General features: G+C 55.9%; 17 protein-coding genes and 1 tRNA gene. 13 read left to right on the top strand and 5 right to left on the bottom strand.

The annotated features are described in order from the left end of the window. Positions 1-30: 30 nt before the first annotated feature. Complete coding sequence (locus NQZ67_RS07855) at positions 31-273, bottom strand: hypothetical protein (protein WP_257444374.1); 243 nt, start codon at positions 271-273, stop codon at positions 31-33. A 278-nt stretch (positions 274-551) separates the two neighbouring features. Between NQZ67_RS07855 and nrdI the strand changes: the two genes are divergently transcribed. The 6 genes from nrdI to NQZ67_RS07825 all read left to right on the top strand — a co-directional run bounded on the left by nrdI (position 552) and on the right by NQZ67_RS07825 (position 6,483). Further along, on the top strand, positions 552-911 hold the full coding sequence (gene nrdI, locus NQZ67_RS07850) for a class Ib ribonucleoside-diphosphate reductase assembly flavoprotein NrdI (protein WP_257444372.1): 360 nt from the start codon (positions 552-554) through the stop codon (positions 909-911). Then, the gene (gene nrdE / locus NQZ67_RS07845; protein ID WP_257444370.1) at positions 898-2,982 is read left to right on the top strand and encodes a class 1b ribonucleoside-diphosphate reductase subunit alpha; all 2,085 of its coding nucleotides are present in this window, start codon (positions 898-900) and stop codon (positions 2,980-2,982) included. Before nrdI ends, nrdE begins: the two co-directional genes overlap by 14 nt. Before the next feature lie 65 nt (positions 2,983-3,047). Further along, on the top strand, positions 3,048-4,004 hold the full coding sequence (gene nrdF, locus NQZ67_RS07840) for a class 1b ribonucleoside-diphosphate reductase subunit beta (RefSeq protein ID WP_257444366.1): 957 nt from the start codon (positions 3,048-3,050) through the stop codon (positions 4,002-4,004). 95 nt (positions 4,005-4,099) lie between these two features. After that, positions 4,100-5,008: an HPr(Ser) kinase/phosphatase gene (gene hprK / locus NQZ67_RS07835; protein WP_257444364.1), complete on the top strand. Its 909-nt coding sequence runs from the start codon at positions 4,100-4,102 to the stop codon at positions 5,006-5,008. A gap of 134 nt (positions 5,009-5,142) precedes the next feature. Continuing rightward, the gene (locus tag NQZ67_RS07830) at positions 5,143-5,595 is read left to right on the top strand and encodes a GyrI-like domain-containing protein (RefSeq protein ID WP_257444363.1); all 453 of its coding nucleotides are present in this window, start codon (positions 5,143-5,145) and stop codon (positions 5,593-5,595) included. Positions 5,596-5,658: 63 nt separating this feature from the next. After that, positions 5,659-6,483, top strand: a complete 825-nt coding sequence (locus NQZ67_RS07825) for a PhzF family phenazine biosynthesis protein (RefSeq protein ID WP_257444361.1) — start codon at positions 5,659-5,661, stop codon at positions 6,481-6,483. 85 nt (positions 6,484-6,568) lie between these two features. Here NQZ67_RS07825 and NQZ67_RS07820 read toward each other — a convergent pair whose 3' ends face one another. Further along, entirely contained in the window at positions 6,569-7,738 is a 1,170-nt protein-coding gene (locus NQZ67_RS07820) for a GGDEF domain-containing protein (RefSeq protein WP_257444360.1), read from the bottom strand. A 149-nt stretch (positions 7,739-7,887) separates the two neighbouring features. Here NQZ67_RS07820 and NQZ67_RS07815 point away from each other — a divergent pair, with 149 nt between their 5' ends. From NQZ67_RS07815 to NQZ67_RS07805, 3 genes are read left to right on the top strand one after another with little or no spacing between them, the layout of a single operon-like run. Beyond that, positions 7,888-9,027 carry a glycosyltransferase family 4 protein gene (locus tag NQZ67_RS07815; protein ID WP_257444358.1) on the top strand — a complete coding sequence of 380 codons (1,140 nt, stop codon included), beginning with the start codon at positions 7,888-7,890 and terminating at the stop codon, positions 9,025-9,027. Between the two features lie 53 nt (positions 9,028-9,080). Beyond that, complete coding sequence (locus NQZ67_RS07810; RefSeq protein ID WP_257444356.1) at positions 9,081-10,373, top strand: metallophosphoesterase family protein; 1,293 nt, start codon at positions 9,081-9,083, stop codon at positions 10,371-10,373. Between the two features lie 45 nt (positions 10,374-10,418). Further along, on the top strand, positions 10,419-13,721 hold the full coding sequence (locus tag NQZ67_RS07805; protein WP_257444355.1) for an AAA family ATPase: 3,303 nt from the start codon (positions 10,419-10,421) through the stop codon (positions 13,719-13,721). Here NQZ67_RS07805 and NQZ67_RS07800 read toward each other — a convergent pair. Then, on the bottom strand, positions 13,641-14,687 hold the full coding sequence (locus NQZ67_RS07800; protein ID WP_257444353.1) for a YkvI family membrane protein: 1,047 nt from the start codon (positions 14,685-14,687) through the stop codon (positions 13,641-13,643). The genes NQZ67_RS07805 and NQZ67_RS07800 overlap by 81 nt on opposite strands. Positions 14,688-14,788: 101 nt before the next feature. Beyond that, on the bottom strand, positions 14,789-15,454 hold the full coding sequence (locus NQZ67_RS07795) for a hypothetical protein (RefSeq protein ID WP_257444351.1): 666 nt from the start codon (positions 15,452-15,454) through the stop codon (positions 14,789-14,791). Between the two features lie 172 nt (positions 15,455-15,626). Here NQZ67_RS07795 and NQZ67_RS07790 point away from each other — a divergent pair, with 172 nt between their 5' ends. From NQZ67_RS07790 to NQZ67_RS30585, 4 genes are all read left to right on the top strand, one after another. Further along, positions 15,627-16,196, top strand: coding sequence for a xanthine phosphoribosyltransferase (locus NQZ67_RS07790; protein WP_257444350.1), 570 nt, complete (start codon positions 15,627-15,629; stop codon positions 16,194-16,196). 82 nt (positions 16,197-16,278) lie between these two features. Then, a complete protein-coding gene (locus NQZ67_RS07785) occupies positions 16,279-16,593 on the top strand; it encodes a hypothetical protein (protein WP_257444348.1) in 315 nt (104 codons plus the stop codon). Between the two features lie 128 nt (positions 16,594-16,721). Next, complete coding sequence (locus tag NQZ67_RS07780) at positions 16,722-16,940, top strand: hypothetical protein (protein ID WP_257444346.1); 219 nt, start codon at positions 16,722-16,724, stop codon at positions 16,938-16,940. Positions 16,941-16,991: 51 nt separating this feature from the next. Then, positions 16,992-17,597, top strand: a complete 606-nt coding sequence (locus NQZ67_RS30585; RefSeq protein WP_371825276.1) for a TFIIB-type zinc ribbon-containing protein — start codon at positions 16,992-16,994, stop codon at positions 17,595-17,597. Positions 17,598-17,767: 170 nt separating this feature from the next. Here the strand turns inward: NQZ67_RS30585 and NQZ67_RS07770 are convergent. Further along, positions 17,768-17,854: transfer RNA gene (locus NQZ67_RS07770), tRNA-Leu, on the bottom strand. Positions 17,855-17,865: the final 11 nt, after the last annotated feature.

The raw sequence follows: 17,865 nt of genomic DNA, 5'->3' as shown, positions 1-17,865 counted from the left end.
ACCCGGTTCGGGCCCGCCGTCCCCAAACCGCTACTCCCGGAGGGCGTCTTTGAGCCTGCTGTTCATGGAAGCAGGCATGGACGATCGTCTCGACGCGGCGTCCTTCAGCCTGCCGATCTCCGACTTAAGTCTCGCGTTTTCCTCCTCCAGCAAGGCGAGCTTATTTTCCAGATTATCCACATATTGAAGGAGCGCGTTGTCATCGCGCCCCGCCTCCCGGAACAATTCCAGCAGCGCCGAGAGCGCTTCCGTGCGCTTCAATTCCGTCTCCATAGCAGCCTCCATTTAACAATAAAATGTCACTATCCCATCATAGCCATATCTGTTAAAATAGTCGAGTGCGCCGCAAAATCCGTTTCATAGATTCTCCATATTTTTCATTGACGGAACCTATATCTTGATGTAAAATCAAAAACATCATACAACATCTTGATGGATATGGTGAATTCAATCAACTACATCTAGTATATCCAGATGAAGCGCGTCTGCCTGCTACCGGCGGTCAGAAGCGCTTTTTGATTGCTATAATTCAGTAGGGGAGCGGGCTCGCGGTGCTGGTTGTGTACGATTCCAAAACGGGCAATGTCAAACGTTTCATCAATAAACTGAATATGCGCGCGGTCAAGATCGACGAGCAGCATAAGGTGGACGAGCCGTTCGTGCTCGTGACCTATACGACGGGGTTCGGACAGGTGCCGGAGAAGGTGGATTCCTTCCTTGCCGAGAACCACGCCATGCTGCGCGGAGTGTCCGCTAGCGGCAATCGCAACTGGGGACCCGGCTTCGCGAAGAGCGCGGATACGATCTCCAAGAAGTATGATGTGCCTGTCATATTGAAGTTTGAATTGTCGGGAACAAGTCAAGATACGGAACATTTTGTCGAAAGGGTGCGGGCCATTGAAGCATATTGAACTTAACAACGAATTGATGCAGCGCGGAGCGGACGGTTTCTACCAGCTGGACAAGGATAAGGAAGCGGTACAAGCCTTTATGGCGGAGGTAGAAGAGAAAAGCGTGAAGTTCGGATCCCTGCGCGAGAAGCTGGATTACCTGATTACGAACGACTATTACGACAACGTGTTCGATCATTATACATACGAGCAGGTTGAGGCGGTATTCAACCTGACGTCGAGCGCCGGCTTCGAGTTCCAGTCGTACATGGCGATCTCCAAGTTCTACAAGGACTACGCGATGAAGACGAACAACAAGGCGCAGTATCTCGAGCAGTATCCCGATCGCGTCGCGATCGTGGCCCTTCACCTTGGACAAGGCGACGCCGAGCGCGCGCTCCGCATCGCGGAGGCGATGATCGAGCAGCGCCTGCAGCCTGCGACGCCGACGTTCCTGAACGCGGGCAAGAGCCGCCGCGGCGAGATGGTATCCTGCTTCCTGCTGGAGATGGACGATTCTCTTAACTCTATCAACTATGTGCTCGGAACTTGCATGCAGCTGTCCAAGATCGGCGGCGGCGTTGCGGTCAACCTGTCGAAGCTTCGCGGACGCGGCGAGCCGATCAAAGGCGTGGAAGGAGCGGCCAAAGGCATTATGCCGGTGCTGAAGCTGATGGAGGACGCATTCTCCTACGCGGACCAGATGGGCCAGCGCAAGGGCTCCGGAGCGGGCTACTACAACATCTTCGGCTGGGATATTATCGAGTTCCTCGATTGCAAGAAGATTAACGCGGACGAGAAATCCCGCATCAAGACATTGTCCATCGGCCTCATCATCCCGAACAAGTTCTACGAGCTGGCCGCTCAGAACAAGCCGCTCGTCGTATTCGGACCGCATTCCGTACAGAAGGCTTACGGCCGGCATTTGGACGACATGGACATGGACGCGATGTACGAGGAGCTGCTCGCCAACGAGAACGTGACGAAGAAGACGGTCATGAACGCTCGGGACATGCTGACGAAGATCGCTTCGATTCAGCTGGAATCCGGTTACCCGTATATTATGAACAAATCGAACGCCAATAACGTGCATGCCCTTAAGGATATCGGCTCGATCAAGATGTCCAACCTTTGCACGGAAATTTTCCAGCTGCAAGAAACTTCGGAAATTAACGACTACGGCTACGACGACGTCATCCGCCGCGATATTAGCTGCAACCTGGCGTCTCTCAATATAGTGAACGTAATGGAAAAGAAGAAAGTGAAGGATTCCGTTCATGTGGGTATCGAAGCGCTGACAACGGTCAGCGACTTGTCCACGATCGACAATGCGCCTGGCGTGCGCAAAGCGAACGAAGAGCTTCATTCCGTCGGTCTCGGCGCGATGAACCTGAACGGCTATCTCGCGAAGAACAAGATCGCTTACGAGAGCGAAGAAGCGAAGGATTTCGCGAGCGCGTTCTTCATGATGATGAACTACTACTCCTTGGAGAAAAGCATGGAAATCGCGAAGGAACGCGGCATTACGTTCAAAGATTTCGAGCGCTCCGAATACGCGAAGGGCACTTACTTCACGCGTTATATCGAGACGGACTACCGTCCGAAGCTTGACCGCGTGAAAGAATTGTTCGAAGGCATCTACATCCCGTCCCCCGAGGACTGGGCGGAGCTGAAGGAGAAGGTGCAGAAGCACGGCTTGTACCATGCGTACCGTCTGGCCATCGCGCCGACGCAAAGCATCTCCTATATCCAGAACGCGACTTCCAGCGTTATGCCGATCGTCGAGCATATCGAGACGCGCACGTACGCGAACTCCACTACGTATTACCCAATGCCGTATTTGTCGCAGGATAACTTCTTCTACTACAAATCGGCTTACAATATTGATCAGTTCAAGCTGATCGATCTGATCGCCGAAATCGGGCAGCATGTGGATCAAGGCATCTCCACCGTCCTGCACGTGAACAGCAACGTAACGACCCGCGAGCTGGCTCGCTTCTACGTCTACGCGGCGCAGAAGGGCCTGAAATCTCTCTATTACACGAGAACGAAGCGCCTCTCCGTCGAAGAGTGCACGAGCTGCGCCGTTTAAACCGCGATCAAACGCTTGTACAACAATAAAATGTTCGAACTACCTTTAAAGGAGTTTTCTAAAATATGAAAGCAGTTAACTGGAATCGCCCGGACGACGACTTCACGCTGACATTCTGGCAGCAGAACGTGATGCAGTTCTGGACGGACGAAGAAATTCCATTATCCGACGATAAGATGGACTGGATGCAAATGTCCGACGAAGAGCGCACGCTGTACAAAAACGTACTGGGCGGTCTGACGCTGCTCGATACGATCCAAGGCGGAGTCGGCATGCCGAAAATTTTGGAGCATGTGGACGGCCTGCAGCGCAAAGCGGTATTGTCCTTCATGTCCATGATGGAACAAATTCATGCCAAGTCGTACAGCAGCATCTTCACGACGCTGGCATCCGGCGAAGAGATCGACGCGATCTTCAAGTGGGTGGAAGAGAACCCGCAGCTCCAGAAGAAAGCGAACCTGATTTCGTCCTGGTACTCGAATATTACCGGACCGAAGGAATTGTACAAAGCGATGGCGGCTTCCGTCTTCCTGGAGAGCTACCTATTCTATAGCGGCTTCTTCTACCCGCTTTATCTAGCGGGACAAGGCAAGATGACCAGCAGCGGCGAAATTATCGACTTGATCCTTCGCGACGAGAGCATTCACGGCCTGTACGTCGGCGTGCTCGCTCAAGAGCTGTTCGCAACGTTCAGCGCGGAAGAGCAAGCGGCGCTTCAGAGCGAAGTAAACGCGCTTCTGCTCGAGCTGTACGAGAACGAAGTCGTATATACGGATCACCTGTACGCGCCGATCGGACTCGAAGAAGAAGTGAAGGCCTACGTTCGTTACAACGCGAACAAAGCGCTTATGAATTTGGGATTGGAGCCGCACTTCCCGGAAGAGCCGGTCAATCCGATCGTATTCAACGGTATCAGCACGCACACGAAGCAGCATGACTTCTTCTCCAAGAAGGGCAACGGTTATGTGCGCACGATTCACGTGGAGCCGCTGAACGACGACGATTTTGTTTTTAACTTCTAAAACGACGGCTTGACTCATACATTCAATCATGATCGCTCTCGACTATGCCTTGCGGCAAGGCGGGGGCGATTTTTGCGAGAGAGAGGGAGGATTCGATGAAGGTTGTCACGGTCCAAGAGGTAGCCGCACGTTTCCGGCTCGAGGTGCTCGCCGGCGAGCGGCAGCTGGAGAGGAACATCGCGAAGGGCAAAGCGTATCGGCCGGGACTCGAGTTTGTCGGTTACTTCGATTATTTCCCGCAGGAGCATGTTCAGGTGCTCGGCAAAAAAGAAATCACATACCTGCATCGCTTAACCGAGGAGGAAAGAAATCACCATATCGGCAATATCGTCAAATATCATCCTCCTTGCTTCATCGTCACAAGCGGGCAAGAGGGACTTAAATATTTGACCAAATATTGCGAGGAAGAAGGAATACCTCTCCTTCGGACGAGCGAGGAGACGACTCCCTTTCTCGGCATGCTGGACGCATACTTGACCAAGGCGCTGGCGCCGGAGATCGCCGTCCACGGCGTGTGCCTCAACGTGTCGGGAATCGGGATTCTGCTTCGCGGCAAATCGGGCGTCGGCAAAAGCGAGACGGCCCATACGCTGATTCGCAGAGGGCACCGTCTTGTGGCGGACGACATCGTCGTCATCAAGAAGCTGAGTCCACAGACGCTGCTAGGCAGTCATAATGAGAAAACAAAAGAGTTTCTGGCGCTTCGCAGCGTCGGACTCGTGAATGTCGTTCGATTATACGGGAGGAAGGCGTTCCAAGACGAATCCCGGATTACGCTCGATATCGAGCTGACGAAGTGGCGGGACAACGAACTGAACAATGATTTGGAGCTGGAGCCGAAATTCGTGGAGTATATGGGCGTGAAGATTCCCCATATCGAGATTCAGCTGCAGCCGGGACGCGACGTAGCCGGGCTGATCGAAGCGGCAGCGAACAATTGGTATCTGAAGCAGCAAGGCTACAGCGCAGTCGAAGATTTTATGAAGCGGCTGGAATGCGATTGAAATAGGGTATCCTAATTGTTGGAATTCGTGCTACACTTATGAAGGAGAAAGCTCATCCGAACGCCTAGGCCTTACGACAGACGGGAAGCGAATGCTTCTGCCAAGCCTGACAAAACGTTAAGGAGGAAGACAGCGTGGAAAATTGCTCGATCATCTCCAAACCTGCTTTGCAGCTAGTTGGAATCAGCTATTGCGGACCTTACTCATCCTTTCCGGATGAAGCGATTCGGCTCCAGACGGAGTTCCTTGCGCGGAAGCATGAATTCAACGACGCCGTCAAATCGATGGTGCTATACAGTCCCTATTACGGCAATGAAGCTTTCGCGACGTATTGGGCTTGCTATGAAGTGCATCATATGGAAGAGCTTCCTCCGGGGATGGTACGCATCACGATTCCCGCGCATCGCTACGCGATGGTCGCCTGCTCCAACAAGCGAATCGGGGAAGGCTACGAGCAGTTGAATGCCTGGATGAACGAAAAGAAACTTCAGAAGCATGAAAACGCGGTGTCGCTGGAGCTTTTTTATATCGATGAACAGCATTGGGAAGAGGAGCCGGTCGAGCTTCTGATTCCGCTTAAGGACTAAGATCGCAAAGAGCTTGCGGAAGCAGGTTCTTTTTCTTTTTTTTGATGAAAGGGAGGAAAGGCTATGGGTCTGGTATTGCATATTGTGGATGCCTTCACGAATCGCAGGTTTGCAGGGAATCCGGCAGCCGTTTGTTTCGCGGAAGAAGGGTTAACGGATGAACAAATGAACCATATTGCGGCGGAAATGAACTTGTCGGAGACGGCGTTCTTGCGGGAAGCGGAAGGGGAGTGGGAGCTGCGCTGGTTCACGCCCCAAACGGAGGTCGACTTGTGCGGGCACGCTACGCTGGCGGCGGCGCACGCGCTGTGGGATACGGGACGGCTGGCCGCGGAACTGCAAGCCGTGTTCCTGACGAGAAGCGGGAGGCTGACCGTAACGCGTCGCGGAGAGTGGCTCGATATGGACTTCCCAAGCGAGCCGGCCGCAGCCGTGACGGCGCCGAAGGAGCTGATCGAGGCGCTCGGATTGATCCCCCGATTCGTTGGGCGGAACCGCATGGATTATCTGGTCGAGGTGGACAGCGAGCAAACGGTTCGGACTCTCGCGCCCGACATGTCGCTTCTCGGCCGTCTGGAGACGAGGGGCGTCATCGTGACGAGTCTCGCGGCGGATGGCGGCCAGCCATCGTCTCAGGCGTCAGGATATGACTTCGTATCCCGCGCCTTCTTCCCGGCAATCGGCATCGACGAAGATCCCGTAACGGGCTCGGCGCATTGCGCACTGGCGCCTTATTGGGCTAAGAGATTGCGCAAAAAGGAGCTCGCGGGCTATCAGGCTTCCTCTAGAGGCGGCCTAGTCGGCATGAAGCTGATGGGCGATCGCGTGCTGTTATCGGGACAAGCCGTCACCGTTCTGCGGGGCGAGCTGGATCTATCCTCCGAATAATTGGCAAAAAGAAGAGCCGGTATTCCTGGTTAGCATAGACTAGCAGGATTCCGGCTCGCTCTCGTTCTTTATTCCGCGGCACCGATTATCCCATTCCTCTCATCGAGGCGGGAATGGATTTGTAGGCGGTGACGCTGTTCTTGCCGTGCGTCTTGGAGTAATACATCGCTTCATCGGCTTGCTTGACCAACTCCTGGACGCTTGCGCTTTCTTTGGTTGTGCTGAATCCAACGCTGACCGTCACGATCGTCTCTTCCTCGACTCGCCGTCTAATGGATTCGGCGACGATCTCCGGCTTCACGCGATCGATGCTGATGCAGGCGAGCAGCTCTTCTCCGCCGTAGCGGCCGGCGGCGCCGATTCCGCTTGTCTCTTCCTTCATGATCTCGGCGACCCGCTTCAGGACGCCGTCCGCTTTGTGGTGGCCATGCGTGTCGTTCAGCTTCTTGAAATTGTCGATATCGCAGAAGATGACCGCCGCCTTCTTGCCCCGCGCCAGCAGCGCCTCCGCTTTGGACTGGAAGTGGCGCCGGTTGTACAGACCGGTTAACCCGTCTACGATGGACGATTGGTAGGTGGACATCAAGCGGTCGATGACCCACTCGAACAGCAGCATGAAGAGCAGGACGAAGTAAACGATCGGCAGAAGGACCGTCATCGCCTTGAACCACGACGGAGAGCCCTGGAATACATACGTGTCCGCCGCGCGCGAGCATTCATAGATAAAAATGACAATCAAGCTTCCATAATATTTGTTATTCATGTCAGCCGTTCGCGTGGCGATTAATATAATAAGAGTAACGACGACGCCGTAGACGTCCAGCAGGGGAAAGGCCACGGCCCTAATGGCATGCCCGGCATCTCCGCCCGGTTCCACGACGATCTGCAGGAAGGCGATGAGCAGCGTCAGAAAGGACATAACGGTAAAAGGCATGGACCGGAGCCGCGCCGATTGATAGGTATATAATTTCATAAACACAAAGTTTATAATGATGAAGGAAACGACGTGAAGCACGCCGGCCGCGAGATGCGCGAAGACGGATATCTTGGCGCCGGAAGCGGCGATCGCGAGCAGCGTCAGCTGCCTGAGAGCCGCGAGCGCGATCGCTGCGATGAGAAGCCGGTAGGTTTGTTTGCTGCGATAGCTCGCGTATAATTTAACCGACATGAAGAGCATCAACATCAAGATCACAAGGACCGACAAGGCCGACAGCCACTGCCCGTCAGGACCGCTTAACCACTGCATTACTGTCATATCTCAACCACCAATATGCAAAGAATTGTTCCTAGCTTTACAGAAACATATGTTCTATCATATCATATTTTAAGAGAATAGGTAGTCTAAAGTTATCCTCTTAACTTCGAAGCGATCGCCGCTTTAGAAACCTTTCAGGAGCTGGACTTATGAATATTTTGCAAGCTTTGTTTTTCCCGCCGGAGCAGCCGGGCGGCGTATCGTCCATGGTTCCCTATATCCAGGATCGTTTTCTCAAGCTGGGCTGGAGCATGGAGCTGTTCTCTCTGCCGAAGCGAGTCCGGAACAAAGGTCAAGAAGAGGTCGCCTTCCATACGTTCGATTATACCGAATTCATCGGCAACCCGCTCGTCGACAAATACATTCAGACTTACAAGGATTACGTATGGTGGACTCGGATGCGCATACAGAAGTCTTACGACATCATTCATGCCCATCATCCCATTGCCGCAATGGTCATGAAGCAGCTATTCCCGGATACGCCCGTCATCATGACGCTCCATTCGAGCTATGAGCGGGAGCTGATCTTGAACGGGAAGATCGCGGAGGGAGGACCCGAGCATCGTTTCTTGACCTCCATCTACCGCGAACTCGAGTTCCGGACCGATAAGCTGATGACGGTGTCCGAGTCGTTCCGGGGTTATCTGGCGCCGTATATCGAGTCGCCGGAGAGAATCAAGGTCATTCCGAACGGGTTCGACGAGAAGCGCTTCAAGCCGATCTCCCACGAGAACGAAGTGACCCAGCTCATCACCGTCTGCAGGCTCGTGCCCGCCAAAGGCCTCGACATTCTTCTGCACGCTTGCGCGGAGCTGAAGAAGAAAGGCTGCCCGTTCGTCCTGCATATTATCGGGGACGGACCGATCCGCAAGGAGCTGGAGGATTTGGCGCAGCAGCTGGACTTATACGACGACATCATTTTCTATGGTTACATGCTTCACCCGGAAGAGTTCATGCCGTTCTTCGACGTGTTCGTGCTGCCTTCGCGCGCGGAGGCTTTCGGCTCCGTCTTCGCGGAAGCCGCTCTCTGCTGGCTGGCTCTGGTCGGCACGAACGTAGGGGGCATCGCGGAACAGATCCAGGACGGGGTGAACGGGCTGCTCGTGCCGCCCGAGGATCCGGCGGCTCTCGCGGACGCGCTGGAGAAGGTGGTCGTCGATCCTCACTACCGCTACAATCTGGCGCGCGCCGGATGGGACAAAGCCAAGAAGGTGTATTCGCTGCAGCGGGTCATCTCGCAGCTGAAGAAGGTGTATACCGAAGTGAAAGCGAAGCCGCTGCCTAACTAGCAGCGGCTTTGCGCAAGAGGGAAATGATCAAGCATGGATAGGGGGTGACGCGCATGAGCGCGTCTTTTCGGTTCATTCACGCGGCCGACCTTCATCTGGACAGCCCGTTCCGAGGGCTTGCCAAGGCGCCGGAAGCGGTCCGGGAGGAGCTGGCCGAGTCCACGTTCGCGGCCGTCAGGAAGCTGACGGAGACGGCGATCGAGCAGAAGGCCGATTTCATCGTTATCGCCGGCGATTTGTTCGACTCGGCCGACCGCTCCCTGCGAGCCCAGCTTGCGCTGGTCAAGGAGTGGGAACGGCTTTGCGAGGCGGGTGTTGCGGTATACGCCATTCACGGCAACCACGATCATCTGGGCGGCGAGCGAGCACGGCTCGAGCTGCCGCCTAACGTACATATTTTTGGCTCGGACCAGATGACTTATCAGCCGGCCTACACGCGAACGGGGGAGCTTGCCGCGCATGTATATGGCATGTCCTACGGCGAGCGGGCGGAGACTCGGAATTTGGCGGCGACGTACCATCCGGCAGCGGGCGCGCCTTATCATATCGCGCTGCTTCACGGCAATGCGGGCGGCAACCAAACGCACGACCCGTACGCCCCATGCACGGTCCAAGAGCTGGCGGGAAGCGGGTTCCAATATTGGGCGCTCGGGCATATTCACAAACGGGAAGTGCTGCATGAATATCCGCACGTCGTCTATCCGGGCAATATTCAAGGCCGGAATCCGAAGGAATCCGGGCCGAAGGGCTGCTACATCGTAGACGTATCGGACGCATCCCGCACGGAGCTGCGTTTCGTTCCTCTCGATAACGTCAGATGGGCGGCGGAAGACGTATCGATCGAAGGAGCCTCTTCGGAGCAGGATCTCCTTCGAAGGCTTAGACAAGCGGCTGCGGCCGTCAGGGACGGGCAGGATGGACGAGCGGTCATGCTGCGCTTGCGTCTGGTCGGCTGCGGAGAGCTTCACCTGAAAGCGTCGCAGCAGGCAACGCTCGCGGCGCTTCTCGAGGAGCTGCAGGCGGATGACGAGCCGGTCGCGGGTGCGCCATGGCTATACATCTACGAGCTGTCCGCCGAGACGGGAGCGGCGATCGATTGGGACACGCTTGCCGGAGAAGACAGCTTCGCGGGGGAGCTGCTCCGGCTGAGCGACCGGCTGCGTTCGAACGAAGACGAGTGGCGGGCGTTCGCGCTGTCCGCGCTGGAGGACGCGAGAATGCACGCCAAGCTGGGACGTATCGGACGGGACAAGTGGGACAAGCTGCCGGCGGAGTGGCTGAACGATGCCCGGGAGCTCGCGCTTGGATGGATCGTCTCGGGCGACCGCGGCAGAGGCCGAAGCTAATGCGGACTGGCTGTGTCGGCCTGAATCAGGGAAGGGGGCTGCAACGTGAGACTGACCGAAACGCAGATTGACGGTTATGGACAACTGCACAACCGACGGCTCGATTTGGACGCGCCGGTAATTGTCGTGCACGGACCGAACGAAGCGGGCAAGAGCACGCTTCTCGGTTACCTGCGGGCGATGCTGTACGGCTTCGCCAGACGCTCCAATCCCGCCGAGAGAGGCGAACCCTTGCGCGGGGGGAGACATGGCGGCCGGCTGGAATTTCGGACAAGCGCGGGCAGCCGTTACGCGCTGCTTCGTCATGCCGACGAAGCCGGGGGAAGGCCGAGAATCAGACCGCTCGAAATCGCCGGGTCTGAAGGAGACAGTGGGATTCTGCAAGAGCTCATCTTGGAGCAGAAACGGCTGGAGAGCGACTTTCTGGGCCATATCCCCGAGAAGCTGTACCGCGGGTTATTCGCGGTTACATTGACGGAGCTTCACGAAGTCGGCATGTTGTCCGGTGAAGAGCTCGGCCGGCATCTCTACCAAGCAGGATGGGAAGACGGGGCGCAAATCGCGGCCGCGGAGAAAGAGCTGGCCAAGGAGCTCGACGCGTTGTTCCGGCCGAGAGGAACAAGCCAGAAGCTGAACGCGGGCCTTAAGGCGCTGGAGCAAACGGAGCTGGAGCGGAGAAAGCTGACGGACGACATCGATCGCTTCAACGAGCTGCGTCGTCAGGAGGCGGAGACGGAGGAAGCGCTAGCCGATGCGTTCGGGGCGTTGCCGGAAATTCAAGCCAAGCTGAGAGCCTTACGCAGGGCGTCTTCGTCGCGCCCCGCCTGGATGCGCATGCGGCAACTGGCGGCGGAGCGGAAAAAGTTTGTGTATACCGAGGCGCTGCCTTCCGGCGCGGAGGAGGAATGGACGGAGCTCCGAAGGAAGCGGGAAGAGGCTTTGGCCCTTGCGGAGAGCTTGAGGCAGGAGCGGCGATTGCTCGAACGTCAAATCGAGGGCATGGTTGTCGACGAAGCGATGATCGGGAAAGCGGGTAAGCTCGAAGCGGCTCTTCATTCCGGCGATAGGATGCGTTCTCTGAATAGTCAGCTGGCGGAATGGAGACTGGAGCTGCAATCGCTCGACGAAACGATTGGCCGCCTCGTCGCCGGCATTTCGCCGGAATGGACGGAAAGGCAGCTTCGGGAGATGAACGTCACGGTTGCGGAACGGGATTTCGTCCGGGAGAGCCGCGACCGGGAGCAGACCGTTCGCCGGGCGGCTGAGCGTCTTCAAGCGGAGCTCGAGTCGCTTCGCGACGGGGAGAGAGAGCTGGCCAGCCGGCTGCATGAGGCGGACCGGCAGGCCTCCGCCGCGCGGGAACGGCTGAATCGGAGCGGTCAAGGGCGGTTTGGGTTATATCCGGATACGAAAATGGCGTTATCCGCGGCCTGGAACACGTTGGAGGAAGCGCTTCAGGCGTGGGAGGTGGCTCTGGCTAGGGACGATGCGGGTCGCAACGGCCGCGAACGGAAGGCATCAGGAGGCTCCGGATTAACGATAGCCGGCTGCATACTTGTAGGAGCAGGCGCCATGCTGGGCATAGGCGCTTCGGCTGGGATGCTCGGAGACGGCGGCTGGCTGAGCGGCGTGCTCGCCATAGCGTTCGTTGGCGCAGGAGCCGGGTTATTGTTCGCGGACCGGTCGGCGGGGAGCAAAAGCGTCAGAGCAAGCGGCAGCCGTCGCAACCGCATGAACGGCATGGCCGGACAGAGCGAGGAACGCGACGTCCTTCAGGCCATGCTTGCTTTGGCAAAGCCGCCCGTGCCGTTAGATGCCGAACATTGGATGAGCCAGCTGCGGCAGCCGATCGGTCAAAGCGCGGCGGCGCTTCGGGGCGCGATGCGACCCGAGGTGCAGGAGCGGCTCGACGCCATTGCCGAAGCCGATCGGGCGAGGCTTTCGAGGGAGGAAAGCGAAAGCCGGCTGAACCGTCAGCGGCAGCTCATCGAGGATAAGCTGGCCGAGGCATCGGCTATGCGCGGGGAAGAAGCTCGAAGCGCCGCGGAATGGAGCGCTTGGATTGCGGCCCGCGGATTGCCGGAGACGATGTCCCATACCGCGGCGCTCGAAGCGTTCGATCTCGCGGAGAAGGCGCTGGATCGTCTTGGCCAGTACGACAGGATATCGGCCAAAGCCGACGCGGCAAAGCTAGCGCTGTCCGAGTTCGCCTCCGAAGCAGGCGCGTTATGCGAAGGATATGCCGAAGCGGAGAATCGATTGCGAGAGGATCCTCTCCATGCCCTTCAGATTTTGTACGCGGAAGTCCGGAAGCATCAAGCGGCTTCGGCGGAGCTCCGCCGGTTGACGACTATGAAGGAAGAGGCGGAGCAGCGATTGGCCGATGTAACCGAGCAGCTGGAGGCGATCGAGCGGAAGGCCGGCTCGATCCTGCAAAGCTTTGGCTCCGATCGGGAATCGGATTATGAGCATGCCCTGGCAGGGAAACGATCGCTTACGGAAATAGACGGCGAGCTGACGAGGCTGGAAGCGGAATTATCCGCAGGGCACGCCAAGGAAGAGCTTGAAGCGGTGGAATCGCTTCTGTCGACTTATGATGAGCAGGAGCTGGCAGAGCAGTCGGAAGCGTTGAAGAGGAAGGAAGCGTCGCTGACGCAGACGCAGCGGGAGCTGCTGGAGCGCAAAGGCGTCATCAAAGGAGAGCTGGAGCGGATGTTCCACGCGGACGAGAGGACCCGGCTGCTTGCGAAACGGGAGATGGTCATGGCCGGTCTGGACGCCGACATGGAGCGGTACGCCGTTCTATCGATCGCCAAGGCGCTGATTGAGCAAACCAAGCGGACGTACGAGGAAGAGAGACAGCCCGTCGTCCTGCGCCATGCTTCCCGCTACTTAGGCATCATCACCGAAGGGAAATACGTCTGCGTGAGCGCGGCCTCGTCGAAGGAGGGGCTGGTCGTGGAGGATCGGGACCGAAACCTCGTGAGCAGCGCGATGCTCAGCCGCGGAACGGCCGAGCAGCTTTATTTGGCGATGAGACTTGCTCTTGCCAAGGAGGCTTCCCAAGAAGTCATGCTGCCCCTATTGCTGGACGACTTATTCGTTAATTTCGACTCGGCAAGATTAAAAGCGGCGTCCAAGCTGCTAGCCGAACTTTCGGTGGAACGGCAAATCATATTCTTCACGTGCCACGAGCGCACTCGCGATCTTCTGATGGCGGACTGTAAAGGCGCGAAGCTGGTCGAGCTTGCTCGTACGGAGCTGCGGTCAGGATCGCCTATAAGAAACTCTCTTTCGGATAATCAAGAAGAGCCAGCCCAAGCTGATCAAGCCGAACATCGGATATAAAGTCGACAGAAGCGGACCGAATCCGATTTGGCTGGCCAGGTAACAAATAAAAAGGATCACGAATGTGAGCAGCCCTCGAGACCATTTGGTCCGTTCTTCCAGCTGAAGCGTCAGTCCGTAGATGTCCGCGATCAGCGTCGTGAAAATTTCCGAGAAGATGAGGAAAATATAAATGAATTGCACATAGTACCCAAGCTGTCTCGCAATGCCGCCCATCGGAATGGCGAATTGCTGGATGCCGGGCATATGGACCGACAAGGCGATATGTCCGGCAAGCAGCATGAAGCCTATGCCGAGACCTCCGATCCAGGAGCCGGCGACGATCGTTTTTTTGTCGCGGATTTCCGCTCCGAGAGGGACGAGCACCGCTTGGGCAAGAGCTAAGTTGAATGCGGTATACAGGAACGGGGACGCCCACGCGGCCCATGGGGAATAGTCTGTAGTCAGGGTTATGAATTTATTCGAGCCCGGCGTATTGAACGTATCGATCATGACAATAACGGTGAACAGCAGCATCACCGGAACCACGACGGCGTTGACGGCCAGAATGGCCTTCATTCCTTTGCGGAGGAGAAGGAAGCTGCCGGCGATCGTAATCAGCAGGCCGGCTTGATAGGAGATGTTCCAATGCTCGTAGAAGATCGTGCCGGCCCCAGCCAGCATGACGGCGGTTACGCCGAGAAGGATGACCAGCATAAATAAGCTGATCAGCTTGCCGTAGCGTTCGCCGAACAGCGCGATGTTCAAATCCTCATACGATTTGGCTTTGATCTCGCTTGCAATTAACATCATCTTCGTGCCGAGCCAAATGAACAGACCGGTGGCAAGCGCGATCGTGAACGAGCCCCAGTAACCGAATCTGGTAAAAAACTGCAGGATTTCCTGCCCCGTCGCAAAACCGGCTCCAACGATCGTTCCCATGTAGGTCGATGCGATTTGCAACATTTTGACTAGCCGATTATTCATTTCAGCTTCCCCCGTTCCACAACCTTCTTTCTATGAAGGTATGTCCAACGCGAGACAAGCATGACATAAAAGTGCGCGGGGCAGGTTAATGGCATTGGGTGCTATCGTTCGGCTATTAACTTAACGGCGACGATTTCGTTCCGCTGCGGATCGAGCTCGATTCGCAGGGAAGCGCCTCGCGCTTCATAAAGAAGCAGGAAGTCGGATTCTTCCTTGGGTTCTCCCAGCTCCAATTCGGCTATGTCAGGCGCCCTCCCTACACGGAGGCCTCCCAGCTCGGTTGACACCTCCGGGTCGTACACTTCCACGAAATGTACGGTGTGAAGCGGGTCAATGCCTACGGAATATCCATCGTATTCCAAAACCTCGATTTCGCCCGAGGGATCATTAAGGGAATAGCTGTCGTATGGCGAGCCATACTGCTTTATGATGTCAGTACGGCTGTCCTTTAGCGAAATGCCTTTCAGCATAGGGGCGTCTACATTCCATTGACCCGATGGGACGAGGGTACCCGAATCGGCGGGATTAGAATTATTCGTCTGCATGGAAGAGGTTTCCGTCGACGTCTCGTTGTCCGCAGGCCGCGTTAATGGCGGTTCTTCATCCGGAGTTGTATTCTGGCCCAGGTCCGGCTGTCCCTGGGTGATGGCTCGTCCATCGCTAGGGACGGGTTGGGGGTTCGGACTCTGGCATGCGGTAAGAGAAGCGGCAAAAAAAAGCGCGACTGCCGTTCCGAGGAAGCGCCGAGGGTTCGCTTGCGCGTTCATAGGATCTCCTCCTTTTCGGCCTATACGATACTAGACGCCTCTTAGACCTATAATGTTGCTCGAAATTTGAAGAATCAAGCAAAACATTTGTAAGATTTCTTGCCATCAGTTGCGCAGTTTGTTGTCCTGTGGTACTTTATCGAAAAGGGTTTATTGGCGGAGGTTAGATGCAATGGAAAAGTTGAAGCAACGAATTATGGAGCAGTCGTCGATTCTGTCGAACGATGTGCTGCGCATGGACGCCATTATTAATCATCAGGTGGATCCGGGACTGACGATGGAGATGGGACACGAGTTCGCGAACCGGTTCGCCGAGCATGGCATTACGAAAGTGATCACGATCGAATCCTCCGGCATTCCCGCGGCTTTCGCTACCGCTTACGTGCTAGGCGTGCCGCTTGTATTCGCAAGAAGGAAAAAAACGCTGATCGCCGATCCGGACGTCTATATCGAGCGGGTGCCTTCCTTCACGAAGGGGATGGTCACGGACATCATGGTATCCAAGGAGTTTCTGTCCAGCGACGACAAGCTGCTGTTCATTGACGATATTATCGCCAATGGCGATGCGGCCCGCGGCTTGATCAAGATTATCGAAAAATCCGGCGCGAAGCTTGCAGGCATGGGGATCGTTGTCGAAAAATCGTTCCAGGCGGGTGGCCGAACGCTTAGGGAGCAGGGCATTCAAGTGGAATCCCTTGTCAAAATCGCCTCGCTGGATAACGGGAGCATTCAATTTGAGTAAGATGTACCAGCTCGGAAGCCCTTTCCCCAATCGATGTTTTCGCTTATAATGAAACTCAAGTGATCGAGGGGAGGCATAAGTAATGGGGAACATGTCAGCAGATTTTTTGATTGAGAAGCTAGCCGATGCCAAGGTGCATTTCGAGAGAGCGCTTGATTGCAAGCATACGGAATTCGACGATCTTTATCCTTACATGATCGAGCATCCTCAATTCTTCTGGTACAAACGGTATGTGGCGTGGTCGGAGCTCCTGACCGTCGTTAAGCTTTGCACCGAGCTCAAAGTAGAATGGCGCGAGCAATTCACGGAGAAGCAAGCCGAATATATCTCGGGCCGGGTCATGTCCTCGCGCGTCCTTGACGAATGGTATGAAACGAACCGGGAGCATGTTGGATAACGAAGCGACCGCACTCATAAGAGACCTCAATGATAAGCAAATGTTATCATTGAGGTTTTTTTGTATAATAGGGATTGGAAGATTGTTCTTCATGCTCTGGAACGCTTCGAAGTAAAGGAGGGCAAGCAATGGTTTCGGAAGAGCAGCTAGACGCGTTTCGGTTATCCGGGGAAACCGTTCGCGTCGTACGGGACGAGATGGAGATCAATGATGTGCTGGGCATCGTGGTGGCATGGGATGAGACTAGCGTGGTCATCCGCAAGCCTAGCAGAAGAGTGGTGAAGCTCAGCCGCGAATACCGATACATGCCGGCGACGGATGAACGATTGCCTGCAGCCGATCACTGATCGATTCATAAGGTTTGGACAAGGAATGAACATTCGAGGAGGGTGATAGGAATGAAATGTCCGGTTTGCGATGATGTGAAGATGAGAGAGGTCATTAAGGATGAAGTAGAAATCGATGTATGCCCGCAATGCAAAGGCGTATGGCTGGATCGCGGAGAGCTGGAGAAGCTGATGCACGGCGTAAGGGAAGTACGCCAGGATTATGAGCGAATGGAGCAGCAAATGCATCAGGATGCGCCGCCATTCGCCTCGCCCGCGCCTCAGCCTCCGCAGCAGCCCGGGAATCCGACCGGCGGATATTCGCAAGGCTCCCCGCAGTACGGCAGCCAAGGCGCGCCCGGCGGCTCCGGACAGGGCTTTGGCGGAAGCCAGCCTTATGCGAACCCGCAGCAAGGCTCCCCAGCCGGACAAGGCTTCGGCAGCCAGCCTTATTCCAGCCCGCAGCATGGCGGATTCGGCGCGCCGCCGCCGCCGCCGGGAGCCGGCTACAATCAGCCGCAAGGCGGTTATGGGCACGGCCAGCCGTCGAATCCGGGATACCCGCCGGGATATGGCCAGCAAGGCCACGGCAAGGGGCACTACGGATACGACAAATACGGGAGACCGTATAAGAAGAAAAAGACCGTGCTGGACGTCTTTGGCGATCTATTCGATTAATATGACGGGTTAGCGCACAAAATAGAAGAGTCTTTCGCCATATTGCCTTTGCAGGCAGTTAAGCGAAAGACTCTACTTTATTCAAAGCTTATTCAAAGCAGAAAAAGAAAACCCTCCGTTAAGGAGGGTTTCTTTATGTACAATGGATATCATCCATGTATGAGTGTTGATGGTGCGGTCGAGAGGACTCGAACCTCCACGGCTGTTACACCACTAGAACCTGAATCTAGCGCGTCTGCCAATTCCGCCACGACCGCATATATTGTGT

It is taken from the genome of Paenibacillus soyae (assembly GCF_024623455.1).
Lineage (GTDB): Bacteria > Bacillota > Bacilli > Paenibacillales > Paenibacillaceae > Pristimantibacillus > Pristimantibacillus soyae.
Note: the sequence above shows the minus strand (reverse complement) of the source record. Positions and strands in the feature narration are given on the sequence as shown.